This window comes from Kitasatospora sp. NPDC059160 (genome assembly GCF_042755465.1).
Classification (GTDB): Bacteria; Actinomycetota; Actinomycetes; order Streptomycetales; family Streptomycetaceae; genus Kitasatospora.
Genome location: NZ_JBHZCN010000151.1, coordinates 1 through 17,872, shown reverse-complemented (window position 1 = coordinate 17,872; position 17,872 = coordinate 1). Strand labels below are relative to the sequence as shown.

General features: G+C 74.1%; 10 protein-coding genes and 1 pseudogene. 8 read left to right on the top strand and 3 right to left on the bottom strand.

The window, feature by feature from the left end:
• Positions 1-70: 70 nt before the first annotated feature.
• Both ACFXOZ_RS38945 and ACFXOZ_RS38940 read right to left on the bottom strand, forming a co-directional pair.
• Complete coding sequence (locus ACFXOZ_RS38945; RefSeq protein WP_380594733.1) at positions 71-919, bottom strand: NAD(P)H-binding protein; 849 nt, start codon at positions 917-919, stop codon at positions 71-73.
• Entirely contained in the window at positions 916-1,344 is a 429-nt protein-coding gene (locus tag ACFXOZ_RS38940; protein WP_380523309.1) for a nuclear transport factor 2 family protein, read from the bottom strand. The genes ACFXOZ_RS38945 and ACFXOZ_RS38940 overlap by 4 nt, the downstream gene beginning before the upstream one ends.
• Before the next feature lie 87 nt (positions 1,345-1,431).
• On the opposite strand from ACFXOZ_RS38940, the gene ACFXOZ_RS38935 reads away from it, so the two are divergent.
• Both ACFXOZ_RS38935 and ACFXOZ_RS38930 read left to right on the top strand, forming a co-directional pair.
• Positions 1,432-2,013, top strand: coding sequence for a TetR/AcrR family transcriptional regulator (locus tag ACFXOZ_RS38935; RefSeq protein ID WP_380594731.1), 582 nt, complete (start codon positions 1,432-1,434; stop codon positions 2,011-2,013).
• A 108-nt stretch (positions 2,014-2,121) separates the two neighbouring features.
• Positions 2,122-3,129 (top strand): serine hydrolase, encoded by a 1,008-nt coding sequence (locus tag ACFXOZ_RS38930; RefSeq protein ID WP_380594729.1) that lies wholly within the window; start codon positions 2,122-2,124, stop codon positions 3,127-3,129.
• Positions 3,130-3,155: 26 nt separating this feature from the next.
• Here ACFXOZ_RS38930 and ACFXOZ_RS38925 read toward each other — a convergent pair whose 3' ends face one another.
• Positions 3,156-3,611, bottom strand: coding sequence for a MarR family winged helix-turn-helix transcriptional regulator (locus ACFXOZ_RS38925; protein ID WP_380594727.1), 456 nt, complete (start codon positions 3,609-3,611; stop codon positions 3,156-3,158).
• A gap of 177 nt (positions 3,612-3,788) precedes the next feature.
• Here ACFXOZ_RS38925 and ACFXOZ_RS38920 point away from each other — a divergent pair, with 177 nt between their 5' ends.
• From ACFXOZ_RS38920 to ACFXOZ_RS38895, 6 genes and pseudogenes are all read left to right on the top strand, one after another.
• Positions 3,789-5,360: an MFS transporter gene (locus tag ACFXOZ_RS38920; RefSeq protein WP_380594725.1), complete on the top strand. Its 1,572-nt coding sequence runs from the start codon at positions 3,789-3,791 to the stop codon at positions 5,358-5,360.
• A 72-nt stretch (positions 5,361-5,432) separates the two neighbouring features.
• Complete coding sequence (locus ACFXOZ_RS38915; protein WP_380594723.1) at positions 5,433-7,445, top strand: aldehyde dehydrogenase family protein; 2,013 nt, start codon at positions 5,433-5,435, stop codon at positions 7,443-7,445.
• 267 nt (positions 7,446-7,712) lie between these two features.
• Positions 7,713-10,283, top strand: coding sequence for a hypothetical protein (locus ACFXOZ_RS38910; protein WP_380594721.1), 2,571 nt, complete (start codon positions 7,713-7,715; stop codon positions 10,281-10,283).
• Entirely contained in the window at positions 10,276-14,994 is a 4,719-nt protein-coding gene (locus tag ACFXOZ_RS38905) for a DUF6603 domain-containing protein (protein ID WP_380594719.1), read from the top strand. The genes ACFXOZ_RS38910 and ACFXOZ_RS38905 overlap by 8 nt, the downstream gene beginning before the upstream one ends.
• 62 nt (positions 14,995-15,056) lie before the next feature.
• Entirely contained in the window at positions 15,057-16,229 is a 1,173-nt protein-coding gene (locus ACFXOZ_RS38900; protein WP_380594717.1) for a Kelch repeat-containing protein, read from the top strand.
• Positions 16,226-17,872: pseudogene (locus ACFXOZ_RS38895) on the top strand (hypothetical protein); the annotation flags it as partial. The gene ACFXOZ_RS38900 and the pseudogene ACFXOZ_RS38895, both read left to right, overlap by 4 nt.

Genomic DNA, 17,872 nt, shown 5'->3' with positions numbered 1-17,872 from the left:
GGTTCGAGGACCTCGGGCCGGGGGCCGGCGCCCGGGCCCCGGCCGTACCCGGGCGGGCGGGTGGTGCGGGTCAGCGGGCGGCGGTCAACTCCCTTTCGGCGACCAGCCGGAAGCTCCGCGCGGGGCGACCGGTGAGGCGGCGGACGGTGTCGGTGGTGCGGTCCTCGGCGCCCTCCGCGATGGCCCGGTCCATCCCGGCCAGCATCGCGGCGAACTCCTCCGGCACCAGCGCGGCCAGTCGGGCGCGCTGTTCGTCGTACGTCAGGTGGCGGTGGACGACCGAACGGCCGGTGACCTCCGTGAGCACGGCGGCCACGTCGTCGTGGCTGAGCGCCTCGGGCCCGGTCAGGACCAGGTCGGTGTCGGGCGCGTGGTCGTCGGTGAGCGCGTGCACGGCCACGGCCGCGATGTCGTCGGCGTCCACGAAGCCGACCCGCCCGTTCCCGGCCGCGGTCAGGATGGTGCCGTCCGCGCGGATGCCGCGCGCGTGGAGGTGCTCGCCGGTGAAGTTCTGCATGAACCAGGACGGCCGCAGCACCGCCCACTGGTCGAACAGGCCCGGCAGCGCCCGGTGCACCACGCCCACCGCCGGACCCCCCGCGGGCACGGCCGAGGAACTGAGGAGCACCGCGCGGCGCACGCCGGCGGCCCGGGCCCGGCGGAGGAACGGCAGCATGACCGTGGCCGGTTCCGGGTCCCCCACGGGTGGCACGAGGTAGACGCGGTCGGTGCCGGCGAGGGCGCCGTCGAAGGTGGCGGGGTCGAACCAGTCGAAGCGCACCGGCTCCGTGCCGGGCACTGGTGTGGCACTGCGGCCGGCGGCCCTGACGCGGTGTCCGGCGGCGACGAGCCGCGCGGCGGTGCGGCTCCCGGTGGTGCCGGTGGCGCCGGTGACCAGGACGGTGCTGGTGTCGTTCATCCCGCGCTGCTCCCCGTGAAGTCGAGACCGGGCTGCTGGACGGCGAGCGGGTTCCAGTAGTCGCGGTAGGCGGTGAAGCGCCCGTCCCGGACGGTCACGACGGCGATGTAGGACATGTCGAAGGGGTCCCCGGTGCGGACGACGCGGCCCACGCCGCGCATCTCGACCACGATCGTTGCGGCGTCGGTGGTCCGATGGATCCGCAACTCGGGGAAGTCGTGCAGGTCGATGTGGTCGGGGTAGTCGCGCATGTAGGCCGCGACGGCCTCCCGGCCCTCCAGGCGCCGGGGCAGGCCCGGCGGCGCGAAGGGGAACTCCATCACGCCGTCCTCGGCCCACAGGCCGACCCAGGCGGGAATGTCCTTGTCCAGCAGCAGGCGCAGGCCGTGGCGGTACAGCTCCGCCGGTGGGGTGTTCGCGGGCATGGGTCCTCCGTCGCTTACGATACGGACCAGTGGTCCGCTTCAAGAACGATACGGACCGGCGGTCCGGATCGCAATCGGAGGAAGCAGATGACCGAGCGCAAGCCACGCAAGGACGCGACCCGCAACCGGGCCGCGGCCCTCGCGGCGGCCGACGAGCTCTTCTCCCACGGCGGAAGCGCCGAGGACGTCACCATGGCCGACATCGCGGCGGCGGCCGGGGTCGGCAAGGGGACGCTCTTCCGCGCCTTCGGCGACCGCACGGGCCTGATCCGGGCCCTGTACGCGGCGCGGCTCCAGCCGCTCACGGAAGCCGTCGAGGCCGGCCCGCCCCCGCTGGGCCCGGGCACGCCTGCGCCGGAGCGCGTACCGGCCCTGCTCGACGCCCTGCTGTGCTTCAAACTGGACAACCGTCACCTCGCCCTGGCCCTGGAGGGGACCGGAGCGGACAGCCCCTACCGGACGGAGCACTACGAGCAGTGGCACACCCTCGTCCGGGAGCTCCTGCACCGGATCCCGGGGGCGGCCGACGGCGACTTCACCGCCCACGCGCTGCTCGCGGCCACCCGTGCCGACCTGGTGGAGCACCTGGCCGGCGCGGAGCACGCCTCCCGCGAGGAGCTGCGGGCGCAGCTGGCGCGCCACGTCGCCCGGGTCCTCGGCGTCACGTGACGGTCCGCCACCCGGCGGGGTGACGGCCCGGCGGAGCGGACCAGGTGTCAGGAAACACCCATCCCGTCCTCAGACTGCTCAAAGCGGCGCTCTCTAGCGTCACTGGACATGACGAAGCGAAGCGTCCCCCGGTCGAGGCTGCTGGCACCCGTCGGCATCCTCGCGGCCGCAGGCATCATCAGCGGGGTGCTGCAAGGGAGTTCCGGTGCCGCCGAGAGCCGGCCGCGGATGTCCGTCGTGGCCGACCCGGCCGCGGTGTCCGCGCCCTCGGCGCCCGCCGCCTCCGCTCCGAGCGCCACTGCCGCCCCGACCGCTACCGCTACCGGTGACCCGAGCGCCACCCCGAGTCCCGCGCCCAGTCCCACGCCCACGCCCACGCCCACGCCCACGCCCGCCCCCGCCCCCGTTGCGGACGAGGCGCTGCGCAGCGCCGCCGCCCGGGCGGACGGCGCGCTCTCGGTGTCCGTCACCGACCTGACGACCGGCCAGTCGCTCACCTACGGTGCGCCCGGCCACGGCTTCGCCACCGCCAGCATCGTCAAGGTCGACATCCTGGCCACCCTGCTGCTCCAGTCCCAGGACGGCGGCACCGCGCTGACCGCCGCGCAGCAGGACCTCGCCACCGCGATGATCGAGAACAGCGACAACGACTCGGCGACGGCCCTGTGGAACGGGATCGGCCAGGACGGCGGGCTGAACGCCGCCGACCGGCGGTTCGGGCTGACCGCCACCACCGGTGGCGCGGACGGTTATTGGGGTCTCACCGTCACCACCGCCGCCGACCAGGCGCAGCTGCTGCGCCAGGTGTTCACCGATGACTCGATCCTCTCCCCGGCCTCGCGCGGCTACGTCCAGCAGCTGCTGGGCCAGGTCGAGAGCGACCAGCGCTGGGGGGTGAGCGCGGCGGCGACCGGCGGTACGTCCGCGGTGAAGGACGGCTGGCTGCCGCGTGACGCCGACGGCCTGTGGGTGATCAACAGCATCGGCACGGTGGAGCACGACGGGCACCAGCTGCTGATCGCGGTGCTCTCGGACGGCAATGCCGACGAGTCCGGGGGCATCGCCCTGGTCGAGTCGGTGGCCCAGGCGGCCGCCGGTTCGCTGAACGGGAGTTGAGGGCCCCGCCGGTCGGGGCCTCGTGGTCAGCCGGGGAAGACCTGGCCCAGGAGTCGCTGGAAGGTGTGCCGGTCCGCTTCGTCCAGCTGGGCCAGGCCGGTGAGGCCGGACATCAGGTCCAGCCGGATCTGCCGTACGGTGCGCTCGCCCTCCTCGGTCAGCACCACGTTCTTGATCCGCCGGTCGGCCGGGTCCACCTCGCGGCGGACGAGTTCGCGGGCCTCCAGGCGGTCGACGATGCCGGTGACGTTGGAGGCGTCGCAGGCCAGCAGGTCGGCCAGGGTGCGCATCGGGCGGGGCTCGCGCAGCAGGCTGAGGGTCTTGCCCTGCATGAGGGTGAGGCCGCGTTCGGCCGCCAGTGCGGCGAAGTTCCGGTAGTAGGCGGCCGCGGCGCCGGCGACCTGGTCCATCAGCTCGACCGGCGTGGGGGCGGCGGAGCCGGTGGCGGTCGGGGTGGCGGTTGGGGCGGCGCTGTGGGTCATGGGTCGAGTGTAGGCGGGATTGCTTGACTTCTTCAATCTTTCAGGTCTACCTTCAAGGCATTGCTTGAAGACATCAACCTTGCAGGCTTCAACCGTCCAGGTCCCGCCCGCTGTCTTCGAGCGCCGGCCGGCGCACGCCTGCGCGCGGCCGGCCCCTCCTGGAAGGACCCCCACCTGATGAGCCACGCCGCCGATCGCGCCGTGCCCAGACCCGCCACGGCCACGGCCACCGCCGCCCCCGGGCGACGCGGCAGTACGCCCCTGATCCTGGCGCTGGGCCTGGCCGCGATGGTCGTGGCCATGGCGCAGACCCAGGTCGTCCCGATCCTCGCCCTGCTGCAGAAGGAGCTGCACACCGGCGCCGCCGGCGTCAGCTGGGTGACCACCGCCGCGCTGCTCTCGGCTGCCGTCTTCACCCCCTTGCTGGGCCGGGTCGGCGACCAGTTCGGCAAGAAGCGCACGCTGCTCGCCGTCCTCGCCGTCATGGTGGTCGGCTCGGTCATCGCCGCGACCACCACCTCGCTGGCCCTGCTGATCATCGGCCGGGTGCTGCAGGGCTCCGCCACCGCGATCTTCCCGCTCGCCCTCTCCGTGATCCGCGACGAGGTGCCGCAGGAGAAGCTGCACGGGGCGATGGCGCTGGTCAGCGGAACGCTGGCGTTCGGCAGCGGCCTCTCGCTGGTGGCCACCGGGCTGCTCACCCAGGGCTCGCACCCCGACTACCACCTCGTCTTCTGGTTCTCCACCGCGCTGACCGTGCTCGCCCTGGCGGCCGTCGCCGTGGTGGTACCGCACGGCGGCTCGCCCACCGGGGGCCGGGTCGACGTGCTGGGCGCGCTCACCCTGGCCGTCTTCCTGGTCCTGCTGCTGCTCGGCATCTCGCAGGGCCACGAGTGGGGCTGGTCCTCTGCCCGCACGCTGGGCTCGCTGGCCGGTTCCGCCGTCTTCGCCGCCCTCTGGGTGCTGGTCGAGCGACGGGTGCGCAACCCGCTCGTGGACATGCGGATGTTCGTCCACCGCCAGGTGCTCTTCACCAACCTGACCGGGCTCTTCGTGGGCTTCGCCTCGTTCGCCCAGTTCATCGGCATCTCCTACCTCGTCCAGATGCCGGGCCGGCTGACCGGCTACGGCTTCACCGCCTCGGTCCTGCGCGCCTCCGTCGAGTACCTGCTGCCCAGTGCCCTGATCGCCCTGGCCGCCGCCCCGGTCGGCGGACTGCTGGTGCGCCGGATCGGCGCCCGCTCCACCCTCGCGGTCGGCGCGCTGATCGGCGTGGCGGGCTTCGCCTGGCTGGCCTTCGGGCACGGCGCCGAGGCCGCGGTGATCACGGCGGGCATGCTCACCGGCATCGCGATCTCCTTCGGCTACGCCGCGATGCCCGCGCTGATCGCGGCCAGCGTGCCCCTGGAGCAGACCGGCATCGCCAACGGGATCAACTCCATCTCGCGCTCGGTCGGGAGCTCGATCGCCAGCGCGGTGGTGACCTCGCTGCTCGCCTCCAAGACGGTCAGCTACGCCGCGCTCGGTGGCGCCGCGCTGCCCGCGGAGAGCCAGTTCACCCTCAGCTTCGTGATCGCCGCGGTCGCGCTGCTGCTGGCCGCCGGGGTCGCGATGGTCGGACTCAGCAAGCACCACCGGCCGCTCACCGCGCAGGCTGGTACGGAGGCCGGCGCACGGGCCGACGAGCAGCCGCACGCCGCGGCGGTCGCCGTGCCGGCCGATGCCGAGGCCGGCCCCGACAAGTCCTGACCGACCGGCCGACCCCGCCCCACCCCTCCCCACCCCACAACGCCCCTTCCCTGCCGACCTGGAGCACCACCCATGACTTCCGCCCTCTTCGTCGTCACCGGCGCCACGCACTGGACCCTCGCCGACGGCACCCCGCACCCCACCGGCTTCTGGGCCGAGGAGCTCGCCGAGCCGCACCGGATCTTCACCGAGGCGGGCTTCGAGATCACCATCGCCACCCCCGGCGGCGTCCCGGCCCCCGTCGACCGGGGCAGCCTGAGCGTCGAGGCCAACGGCGGCGCCGCGGGCGGGGGCCAGGAGAAGGCCGAGTGGCTGGCCGCCTACCTGGAGGCCGTCCGCGCGGACCTGGAGCACCCCGCGAAGCTGGCGGAGGTCGACCCGCAGGCGTACGACCTGGTCTTCTACCCGGGTGGCCACGGCCCGATGGAGGACCTCGCCGTGGACGAGGACTCCGGTCGGCTGCTCACCCGGGCGCTGGCCTCGGGCAAGCCGCTGGGCGTCGTCTGCCACGCCCCCGCCGCGCTGCTCGCCGCCCGGGACGAGGACGGCGGCTGGCCGTTCGCCGGCTACCGGATGACCGCCTTCACCAACGCCGAGGAGCAGGCCGTGGGCCTGGCCGCGGGCGCCGAGTGGCTGGTCCAGGACCGCCTGGTCGAGCTCGGCGCCGACTTCGTCGAGGCCGCGCCCTTCACGCCGCACACCGTGATCGACCGCAACCTCTACACCGGCCAGAACCCGGGCTCCTCCGCCGAGTTGGCCCGCACCCTGGTCGCCGCCGTGTCCACCGACCCGGCCACCGTGGTGGCACGCCTGCGCGCCACGTTCGCCACCGGCCGCACCAGGCCGCTCGATTGGCGCCTCGCCCAGCTGGGTGCGCTGCGCGCGCTGCTCAGTGAGCAGTCCGAGGCCCTCCTGGCCGCGCTCCACGCCGACCTGGGCAAGAGCGCGACCGAGGCCTACCGGGGCGAGGTCGGCTTCACGCTGAACGAGATCGACCACACCGTGGCGCACCTGGAGGAGTGGCTGGAGCCGCGGCCGGCCGCCGTCCCCGGCGCCTTCCTGCCCGCCGAGGCCCGGGTGGTCCGCGACCCGCTCGGCGTGGTGCTGATCATCGCGCCGTGGAACTACCCGCTGCAGTTGGCGCTCGCCCCGCTGGTGGGCGCCCTCGCGGCGGGCAACACCGCCCTGGTCAAGCCCAGCGAGCTCACCCCGGCGACCTCCGCGGCGATCGCCCGGCTGCTGCCGCGCTACCTGGACCGGGAGGCCGTGGCCGTACTGGAGGGCGGTGTGCCGGAGACCACCGCGCTCCTGGAGCAGCGCTTCGACCACATCTTCTACACCGGCAACGGCCAGGTCGGCCGGATCGTCATGACGGCCGCCGCCGAGCACCTGACCCCGGTCACCCTGGAGCTCGGCGGCAAGAGCCCCGTGGTGGTCGAGCCCGGCGCCGATCTCGCGGTCACCGCCCAGCGGCTGGCGCGCGGCAAGTTCCAGAACGCCGGGCAGACCTGCGTGGCCCCCGACTACATCCTCGCCATCGGGGACACCGCCACCGCCCTGGAGGCGCACCTGGCCGAGGCCGTGCACGCCCTGTACGGGGCGGACCCGGCGAGCAGCCCGGAGTACGGGCGGATCGTCAACGAGCGCCACCACGACCGGCTCACCGCCCTGCTCGGCGACGGCCGGACCGTCATCGGCGGCGACCACGACCGCGCGCAGCGCTACCTCGCGCCGACCGTGCTGGCCGAGGTCTCCCCGGAGGCGCCGGTGATGCGGTCGGAGATCTTCGGCCCGATCCTGCCGATCATCGCCGTGCCCGACCTGGACGCCGCGATCGCCTTCATCAACGAGCGCGACAAGCCGCTCGCGCTGTACGCCTTCACCGAGTCGGAGCGCACCAAGCAGCGGCTGGCGACCGAGACCTCCTCGGGCGGCCTCGTCTTCGGCCTCACCGTCTCCCACCTGGCCGTCCCCGAGCTGCCGTTCGGCGGCGTGGGCGAGAGCGGCATGGGCCGCTACCACGGCGAGTACTCGATCGACACGTTCAGCCACGCCAAGGCCGTCCTCGACAAGCCCCTCGGCTGACCGCCACGGGACGGGACGGGGCTGCGGCGCCCGCCGACCACCTCCGACCGGAGGTGGTCGGAAACGGGCTGGAAGGGGCGGGAAGTGGCAGCGAACCGCCGGTGCTCCGACACCGGCCGATCGTCACTCGGCGCGGAAATACCCTTTCAGGGCATTGACTTGACGGATCGTTGGATTCGCATGTCCCGGTCATTATGGTTGCGGAGTAACCGGCACCCGCGGGCGCCGGTGGGCCCGACGTGTGGACGGCAGACAGGAGTCGCCGCCGTGACCGATCCCGTTCCCTTTGCCGACCTGGTGCTCTTCCCGCACTGCGACCTGCACATGGCGCTGGCCGGTACGCCGCCGCTGACCCTGACCCTGGCCACCCGTACGGAGCGCACGCCCGCGACGGGCGGGTTCGACGTCGTGCCGGTCCCGTCAAGTGCGTGCGACGTCGAGTTCTTCGCACCGTTCAACGCCAAGGGGCACCGGTTCGACGGGGTGCCGACGTACCGGAAGGACACCGGGGTGGTCACGGCCACGACCCCCGGGGTGTTCCTCTTCCAGGCGCACACCGGGGGCGAGTACCTCGTCGGCCGGCTCCAGGTCCACCGGTCGGTCGTCGGCTGGTGGTTCGGCAACGACTCCCTCACCACCGCGCTGGACTCCACCGTCGCGCACGCCCAGCCGTCGCTGTACGCGAAGTTCAGCGACGACGCCGGTACCGGGACGGACCTGATCGGTGACATCACCGGGCACGGGTACGTCCAGCTGGTGCCGGCCGACACCCGGCAGCTCGCCGTGACGCCGAACGGCCGGGTCCGGGGTGTGGCGGCCACCCAGCCGGGCGCCCCCTGGGTGCTCTCGGGCCTGTTCCCCGGCCTGGGCGGGGCGCAGCTGCTGCCGGTCCAGGTGGTCGACTACGCCGCGCCGCACGCGGTGACCCAGGAGTGGGGCGCCAAGGACCTGACGGTCCTCGACCGCAAGCACAACGTGCTGTTCCTCGCCGAGGGCTTCCGCGAGCAGGAGCGGGCGAAGTTCGACTCCATCGTCACCAGGACGATCCACGAGCTGTTCGAGAAGCCCGCGCACGAGCCGTACGGGATGCTGGGGGGCGGTTTCAACGCCTTCGCGTCCTTCACCCCCTCCGCACAGCACACTGTCACCTGCGGATTCCGGGTCGCGGCGGGCGAGGAGACGGTCGAGGCGGGCCGGGCGAGGGGCACCGGCTTCCCGATCCCGTCCAACGCGATCGGCGGCGGCGCGCTCTACACGCTGGAGGAGCTGGTCCGCCGGGTGGGGCTGCCCATGCGCGGGGACCAGCGGTCCGGCCTGGTGGCGACGTGGCGGGCGCAGGACCTGGACGTCGACCCGGCCAGGGTCAGCGAGGACCTCGTCACGGCGTGGAAGAAGCACCAGTCGGTCGGGATCCTGCACGCCCGCGACACCGTCTTCGGCTTCCAGCTGGGCCGTCGGCTCGCCGACCGCTCCTCGGGTACGGGCCCGGTGGGCAGGCCCGCCGACGACGGCGTGGGAACCGCGGGGGTCAAGGAGTTCGTCGCCAGGCTGTACGAGTTCTACGGGAGCGGGCCGACCCGGAGCCTGACCTTCGACCCGCGCCGGCACCCGCCGGAGCTGTACATGGGAGCGGGGCTGGTCAACCCCGCCAACACCCTCCTGCGCTACGTCCGGAGCCTCCAGGTCGCCGACTCGACGGTGGCGGTGGCGGTCGGCGACCAGTGGCAGCCCGACGACGGCAGGTTCCAGCGCAGCCGGGGCCTGATCGCCATGATCGTCAACGACGGCGTGACCGGCGGGACCAATCTCAACGGCCGGACGGTGACGGCCCAGACGGTCAACCAGTACCAGGGGCTCTCCTACGTCTACGCCAATGCGACGGACCGCCGCGAACTGCGCCGCGACCCGCCCTCCGACATCGCCGTGGACATCGACGGCATCATCGGAACGGTCTCCCACGAGTTCGGCCACAGCTTCAACCTGGCCGACGAGTACGAGGAGTTCGACGGCGAAGGGAGCGACGGGAGCCAGGCGGCGGACCTGTCCGGGGACAACGTCTCGGTGTTCGGATTCCTGCGGATCGGCCCGGGCACGGACCCGAAGGACCGGCGGATCGACGCGGACAAGGTCAAGTGGCTCCAGCTGCCCCGGATCCGCCTCGCCGCCGTCCTGCTCGCCGACTCGCAGAACGTGACCAGCCCGGTCCAGGGCGTCCGGCTCGCCATCGGCACCCGCGACACCGCGCAGTGGCAGCAGGCCCAGGCCCTCCTCACCGAGGTCCGGCTGCGCGACTTCGGCATCAAACCCCTCGGGCAGCAACTCCCGCTGGAGACCAAGCCCGCCCACTACCTGGACGGGCTGATCGTCGGCAAGGTCCTCCCCGCGGAGGGCGCGATCATCCTCACCAGGGCGGGCAGCGCCCCCTTCCCGACGTTCCGGGCCGGATCGATCGTCTTCGCGCCGTTGAAGGACGGGCAGCACCAGCCGCTCCTCGTGGTGGAGCCGGAGGTCCTCACCTTCCTCCGGAACAGCCGCGCCCCGCTCAACCTGGACCCGGACAACAGGAAGCGGAACTCCGGCGAGGACACCCCCGTCGACATCCCGGGTTTCAGCCCGCCCTGCAAGGGCGCCCGGCTGATCGGGATCTACGAGGGCGGCGCCACCTACTCCGCCTCCCACTACCGGCCGACCGGCCGCTGCAAGATGCGCGGCAGCGCCCAGGACTTCTGCCACGTCTGCGCCTGGCTGATCGTCAACCGGGTCGACCCCGCCTTCCACGCGCTCCTCGACAGCAAGCTCTACCCGGAGTCCAAGGAGGAGGCGAAGCGGCATGAGTGAGCCGGGCACCTTCGAACGGATCCTGGCGGAGGTCGGGCAGGCGCTGCTGCCGCTGCGCGACGCGCTGGCCGGACCGGCCGCCTTCGCCGGGCTGCTGCGCCGCCTGGGCTGGTCCGTCACGGACGTCCCGCAGCCCTTCGTGGACCTGCGCGGCGCCGTCGAGACGCTCTACGACAGCCTGCACACCCTGCTGGGCGACGGCGGGCTGAACGTCGACGGCACGGTCGGCGACGGCGGTGCCTCCGCCGCGGCCTCCTTCTCGCCGGACGACGTGCAGCGGGCCCTCGGCGCCGTCCAGGCGGTCGTCAAGGGCATCCACGCGATCACCGACGCACCGGCCTCCGCGATCCCCGACGTGCTGCGCGCGGACGGCTTCCCCACCCTCTTCCCCGGCCAGCTCCTCGACTTCCTGATCGTCACCTACCTCCAGCGCTACCACCCGACACTGGGCTTCGCCCTGCGCGGCCTCGGCGTGGTCAAGGCCCGGTACGCCCCGGCCGCCGGGAACCGCCCGCCGTACGTGCACCTCGGCCTCGACCTCGGCGACCTGCCCCGGACGCTCGCCGACCCCTCGCAGGTGTTCAAGGACGCCTTCGGCTGGGGCACCGCCGACTTCGACCAGCCGGCGCTGCTCTCCCAGCTGGACAACCTGCTGCGGACCATCGGCGCCAACGTCGAGACCGGGGAGGTCCCGCCGTCGACCGCGCTGGCGCTCCAGGGCGCGCCGCCGGACCCGTTCGGCCCGCCGCCCACGACGCTGGCCGCCGTGCTCTTCCAGCGCGTCCAGCCCTCGGCCTCGATGGCCGCCGCCGTCCGGCTGCTGCCGCTGCCCGCCGCCGGCGGCGCCCCGCCGGGCCTCGCGCTGCTGCCCTCGTTCACCGGCCGCCAGGGCTTCCGCTTCGAACTCGGGCCGGACATCGCCGTCACCATCCGGGGGGACCTGGACCTCCAGGGCGGCGTCGCGCTGCTGGTGCGCCCCGGCCGGGGCATCGAGATGGTCCTCGGCTTCGAGTCGTCCACCGGGCCGGTCCACGCCAAGGGGTCGATCGACGTCCAGGTGGAGCGGTCCGGCCCGACCGGCGAGCCGCAGGTGCTGTTCGGCTCGGCCGGCGGCACGCGGCTCCAGCTGCGCCGGATCGCCGGTGCGGGCGGGGTCCGGCTGGTCGGGGATGCCGTCGACTTCTTCGCCGAATTCGGCCTGGAGGGGCTGGAGTTCGTCTTCTCGCCGGCCGGCGCGGACGGCTTCGTCGGCGCCGTCCTGCCGGCCGGCGGGTTCACCGTGGGCGCAGACCTCACCGTCGGGGTCTCCTACCGGCAGGGCTTCTACTTCCGCGGCACCTCCAACCTGGAGATCCAGCTCCCGACGCACCTGGAGCTCGGCCCGCTGGAGATCCAGGGCCTGACCATCTCCGCCTCGCCCGGCCCGGACGGGCTGCCGATCGGCCTCGGGGTGTCGTTCCGCGCCCGACTCGGCCCGGTCACCGCCGTCGTGGAGCAGATCGGCCTCTCCGCGGACATCGCGTTCCGGTCCGGGGGCGACGGCAACCTGGGCCCGGTCGACCTCTCCTTCGGCTTCAAACCGCCCAAGGGCGTGGGCCTGGCCGTGGACGCCGGGCCGGTCAAGGGCGGCGGGTACCTGTCCTTCGACCCGGACCACGGCGAGTACGCCGGCGCCCTCGACCTGGAGTTCGCCGGACTGGTCGAGCTCAAGGCGATCGGCCTGATCACCACCCGGATGCCCGACGGCAGCGACGGCTTCTCGCTGCTGATCGTGATCACCACCGACTTCGGTGCCACCGGCATCCAACTCGGCTACGGGTTCACCCTGCTCGCCGTCGGCGGGCTGATCGGCCTCAACCGCGGGATGAACCTCCAGGCCCTGGCGGAGGGCGTCCGGTCCGGCGCGGTCGAATCGGTGATGTTCCCCAAGGACGTCATCGCCAACGCCCCCCGGATCCTCTCCGACCTGCGCCGCTTCTTCCCGCCCGAGGAGGGCCGGTTCCTGATCGGGCCGATGGCGAAGATCGGCTGGGGGACCCCGACGCTGGTCAGCGTCTCGCTCGGGGTCGTGGTCGAGATCCCGCCCGGGAACATCGCCGTCCTCGGGGTGCTCCGGTGCGTCCTGCCCAGCCAGGACCTCCCGCTGCTGGCGCTCCAGGTCAACTTCGTGGGTGCGCTGGAGGTCGACCGGTCGCGGCTCTGGTTCTTCGCCGAACTCTTCGACTCCCACATCCTCACCATGACCATCGACGGCGGGATGGGCCTGCTCGTCGCCTGGGGCGACTCACCGGACTTCGTCCTGACGGTCGGCGGGTTCCACCCGTCCTTCAAACCGCCGCCGCTGCCCTTCCCCGTCCCCAAGCGGCTCTCGGTGGACATCCTCAACCGCCCCGGCCAACTGATCCGGGTCTCCGGCTACTTCGCGGTCACCAGCAACACCGTCCAGTTCGGCGCGGCGGCCGAACTCCGGCTGGGATTCGGCGGGTTCGGCATCGAAGGGCACCTCTCCTTCGACGCGATGTTCCGCTTCTCGCCGTTCGCGTTCACCATCGCGATCTCCGCCGGGGTCACCTTGAAGGCCTTCGGCGTCGGGGTCTTCGGCATCGACCTGGACTTCGCGCTCGAAGGCCCCTCGCCCTGGCGCGCGCACGGACGCGGCTCCATCTCCCTGCTGTTCTTCGAGATCTCCGCCGACTTCGACATCAGCTGGGGCGAGGAGCACAACACCACGCTCCCGCCGGTAGCCGTACTCCCGCTGCTGGAAGGCGAGTTCGGCAAGACCGAGGGGTGGCAGACCAGGCTGCCCACCGGTGGCCTCAACCCCCTCGTCACCCTCCGGCACCTGCCCGACACCGACCAGCTGGTGCTCCACCCGCTCGGCACGCTCCTCGTCCGCCAGCGCGCGATCCCGCTGGACGTCCGCCTCGACCGGATCGGTGCCCAACGGCCCAGCGACGGACGGCGGTTCGCCATCGCGCCGGCGCCGGACAGCGGCCTGGTCCGGGTCTCCGTCACCGGCGACAAGTTCGCGATGGCGCAGTTCCAGGACATGGACGACGCCGCCAAGCTCTCCCGGCCGGCGTACGAGAACCAGGACGCCGGACTGGAACTGACCGCGGCCGCCGGCACCCTGCTCTCGCCCCGGGTGGTCCGCCGCAGTGCCCGGTACGACCTGCACGTCATCGACAGCGGGATGCCCGCGAGCGCCGCCGCCGCCCGCCGGGTCGTCCCGATGGCGGCCGGCTCCGGCGCCGCCGCGCCCAAGCGCTTCCACGACGTCAGCCCCGCGGTGTTCAACCAGCTGCTCCAGGGCAGCAGCACCAGCCGCTCGCCGGTCTCGCAGCGGGAGTCCAGGCTCCGGCAGCCCTTCCCGCCCGAGGAGACCGTCCGCCTCACCGACCGGCGTTACGTCGTCGCCAACCTCCGCAACAACGTCCAGGCCCACCCGCCGGCCGGCGGCCTCGCCGCCGCGACCTTCCGCAGCCGGACCACCGCCCAGGACGCCCTCGCCGACTGGATCGGCCGGGACGGCAGCCTCGCCGACCGGCTGCACGTCATCCCGGAGGAGGAGGCGGTGGGATCGCCCGCCACACCGGGGAGCTGGAGCGTCGGCGGCAGCCTCCCGTCCGCCGCCCGGGGCGTCGAGGCGATCCGGCTGACCAGCGGCACGGTGCTGGTCGCCGGGGGAGCGGACGCCACCGGCGCGGCCCTGGCCACCGCCGCCCTGTTCGACCCGGTCGCCGCCACCTGGACGGCCGCCCCGCCCCTGGCGACCGCCCGCCGCGGACACAGCGTCAGCAGGCTCGGCGACGGCCGGGTGGTCGCCGTGGGCGGCCGCTCCGCCGACAGCGGAGCGCCCGGCCCCGCGCTGGGCACGGCGGAGGTCTACGACCCGGCCCCGGGCACCTGGGCGCCCACCGCCGGAGCGCTGACCACCGCCCGCCACGGGCACGCGGCGACCGTCCTGCCCGACGGCAGGCTGCTGGTCACCGGCGGCACCGGAACGGACGGCCGGGCCCTGGCCACCGTGGAGCTGCTGGACCCGGTCGCCCGCACCTGGTCCGCCGCCGGCCCGCCGATGACCGACGCCCGGACCGGGCACCGGGCCGTCCTGTTGAGGAACGGCAAGGTCCTGGTGGTCGGCGGCGCACTGCCCACCGGCGGACCGGACGCCGCCCTGGCCCACTGCGAACTCCACGACCCGGCGACGGGCTCCTGGACCCCGACCGGCAGCCTGCTGACCGCCCGCAAGGGGCACCAGGCCACCCTGCTCGCCGACGGCCGCGTCCTGGTCACCGGCGGCGACCCGGTGGCCGGACCGGTGACCGATCCGGGGGGCTACGACCCGCACAGCCTCGCCACCGCCGAGGTCTACGACCCGGCCACCGGCACCTGGACGGCCCTCGGCCCGATGCCCGGCGGCCGCCGCGGCCACCGCTGCCTGGCCCTGCGCTCCGGCCTGGTGCTGCTCATCGGCGGCACCGGCGGCCCCGCCTTCGCGGCGGGCCACCGCAACGTGACCGTCCTCGACCCCGCCCCCGGCACCTGGACGGCCACCGGGCCCCTCGCCACCGGCCGGTCCGACTTCGCCGCCGTGGAGCTGGCGGACGGCCGGGTGCTGGTGGCCGGCGGCACCGCCCTGGCGGGCGCCGCCGCCCCCGGTCCCGCCCCGACCGAACCCGCCGCCACCGCCGAGCTGTACGCCCCCTGACGACGTAGACCCTGACGGCGGAAGCCCACGACGCAAGCCCCGACGACGGAAGGTTCGACACCATGACCAGTCCCACCGTGGTGGCCGCAGCGAAGTGGACCGCCGCCCACGACCTGGCCGGGCCCACCGCCTGGTACGGCCAGCACGATGGGCCGGTCGTCCTCAAGGGCACCACGAAGGTCCTGGTCGTCGGCGGTGCGGACGCCGGCGGGGCCGCACTCGGGCGGGCCGCCGTCTACAACCCGGCCGACGACACCTGGAAGCCCACCGCCACCCAGCCCTCGCCCCGGCGGCTGCACACGGTGACCGTGCTCAACGACGGCAAGGTCCTCGTCACCGGCGGCATCGGCGGCTCCACCGCGCCCGGCCTGGCCTCGGCCGAGGTCTACGACCCGGTGGCCGACACCTGGACCCCGGCCGGCACCATGAACCAGGCCCGCTGGGGCCACAGCGCCGTGCTGCTGCCGAACAACCTGGTGCTGGTCGCCGGCGGCAGCGCCGTCCGGGACGGCCGGACCACCCGGGCCCTGCGCTCCGCCGAACTGTACGACCCCGCCGCCACCACCGACGCCACCCGCTGGACGACCGTCGGCGACATGACCGACGCCCGCTCCGGCCACCCCGCGGCGGTGCTCAAGGACGGCAAGGTCCTGGTGGTCGGCGGCACCGCCCCCGTCGGCACCGACCTCGACCCGGCGCTCGCCTTCTGCGAGCTCTACGACCCGGACCACAAGGCCTGGACCCCGACCGGGAACCTGCTGCACCCGCGCGCCCTGCACCAGGCCACCGCGCTCTCCGACACCACCGTGCTGGTGACCGGCGGCCGGGCACCGGGCGCCGGGGACGACGGCGGCTTCGACCCGCTCAGCCGGCGGACGGCGGAGAAGTACGACCTCGCCACCGGCGCCTGGACGGCCGCGAAAGACATGCCCGCCGGGCGCGCCCGGCACCGGGCCGTGGCCCTCGGCCCGGGCCGGGTCCTGGTGGCCGGCGGCACCGGCGGCGACGCCGACGAGGCCGGCTACCGCAGCGTCCTGCGCTACGACGCGGGCACCGACACCTGGAGCACCCAACCGGGGCTGCTCACCGGCCGGTGGGGATTCGCCGCCGCGCTGCTGCCCGACAACCGGGTGCTCGCGGCCGGCGGCGCCGCCCGCTCCGGCCTGGCCGCCGCCGACCCGACGGTCACCGAACTCACCGCGGCCGCCGAACTGTTCGACGGGAGCGGCGCGTGACCGCGAACGGCTACTCGTTCCTGCCCTGGCTGCGCTCCGGCCTCTCCACCCGGATCACCGGCGACCCGGGCACCTCGGAGCGCGCCACCGTCCCGGTCAAGCTGCTGCTCACCGGCGAGGCCCTGGACGGCACCCCGCTCAGCCGGACCGTCGAGCGGCCGGTGCAGCTCTACGGGCCGGGCGACGTCGTCGGCATCGACCCCCGCGCGGTCTCCCGGCGGGAGCCGCTGCCCGGCACCACCAACATCGAGCCCAACCACCTGGCGCACATCGAGTTCTACGACGAGGACTTCCCCTGGCGCTACAGCCCGGCCGCGGCCGACGGCTCCACCGACCGCCTCGCCCCCTGGCTGGCGCTCGTCGTGCTGGCCGCGAGGACCGACGCGACCGGCGCGCCCGCCGAGTTCGAGGAGGGCGCCGGGGGAGCCCCGCTGCCGTTCGTCACCGTCAAGAACCCCGGCGCGCTGCCCCCGCCGGACCAGCTCGGCGCCTGGGCGCACGTCCACGTCCACGGCTCGCTGGACGACGCCGTGGTGGCCGGAGAGCTCTCCGGCCCCGGCGACCCGGTGCTCCAGAGCCTCGCCGAGGTGCTGCGCACCGACCCGGACCGGGCCTGCTCCCGGCTGGTCTGCCCGCGCCACCTCCAGCACGACCGGACGTACGAGGCCTTCCTCGTCCCCGCGTTCGAGACCGGGCGGCTGGCCGGGCTCGGCCTCGACCCGGCCCTCGCGCCGGGCGCCCTGTACTCCGCCTGGGGCCCGCACTACCCCGACCGCAAGGGCGAGGGCCGACTGCCGTACTACCTCCGGTGGTCCTTCACCACCAGTGACAACGGCGACTTCCGCTACCTGGTCACACTGCTGAAACCGCGCCGCCCCGCCGACGAGGTCGGCCGCCGGGACATGGACGTGCACCGCTCGGCCGGCCCCGGCCTGCCCCCCATCACCACCCCGGCGTCGATCGGCGGGGTGCTCCGGCTCGGCGGCGCGCTCCAGGTGCCCCGGCCACCCGGCCGGCCGGTCGACGACTGGGAGAACTGGGACAACTGGTACGACGCGCCGGCTCCCGCCGCGCCCTACCCGCACCCCTTCCAGCAGGCACTGGCGAACCTGGTCAACCTGGCCGACGCCTACCAGGACCGCACCCCGGCGGCCGCGCACGCCGCCCTGCCCGGCGCGCAGGCCCGGGCGCTGTCGGCCGGGGTCGACCCGGTGATCACCCCGCCGCTGTACGGGCGTTGGCACGCGCTCACCTCCAAGCTGCTGGTCGACGACGCCGGTCACCCGCTGCCCTCGCCCGCCAACCGCAACTGGGTCCACCGGCTCAACCTCGACCCGCGCAACCGGGTCGCCGCGAACTTCGGCACCCGGGTCGTCCAGGCCCGGCAGGACGAGTTCATGGACGCCGCCTGGGCCCAGATCGGCGACGTCCTGGAGGCCAACGCGCGGATCCGCGCGGCCCACCTGGCCCGCGAGGTCGGCCACCGGCTCCAGGTCAAGCACCTGGACCCGCCGACCGCGCCGCCCGGCGCGGTGGCACCGCCGCCGACCGGCAAGTACCTGACCCTGACCCCCCCCCCCCCCCCCCCGGCCACCCCCCCCCCCCCCCCCCCGGCGGCCGGGCAGCGGCCCGCCGGGGCGGAC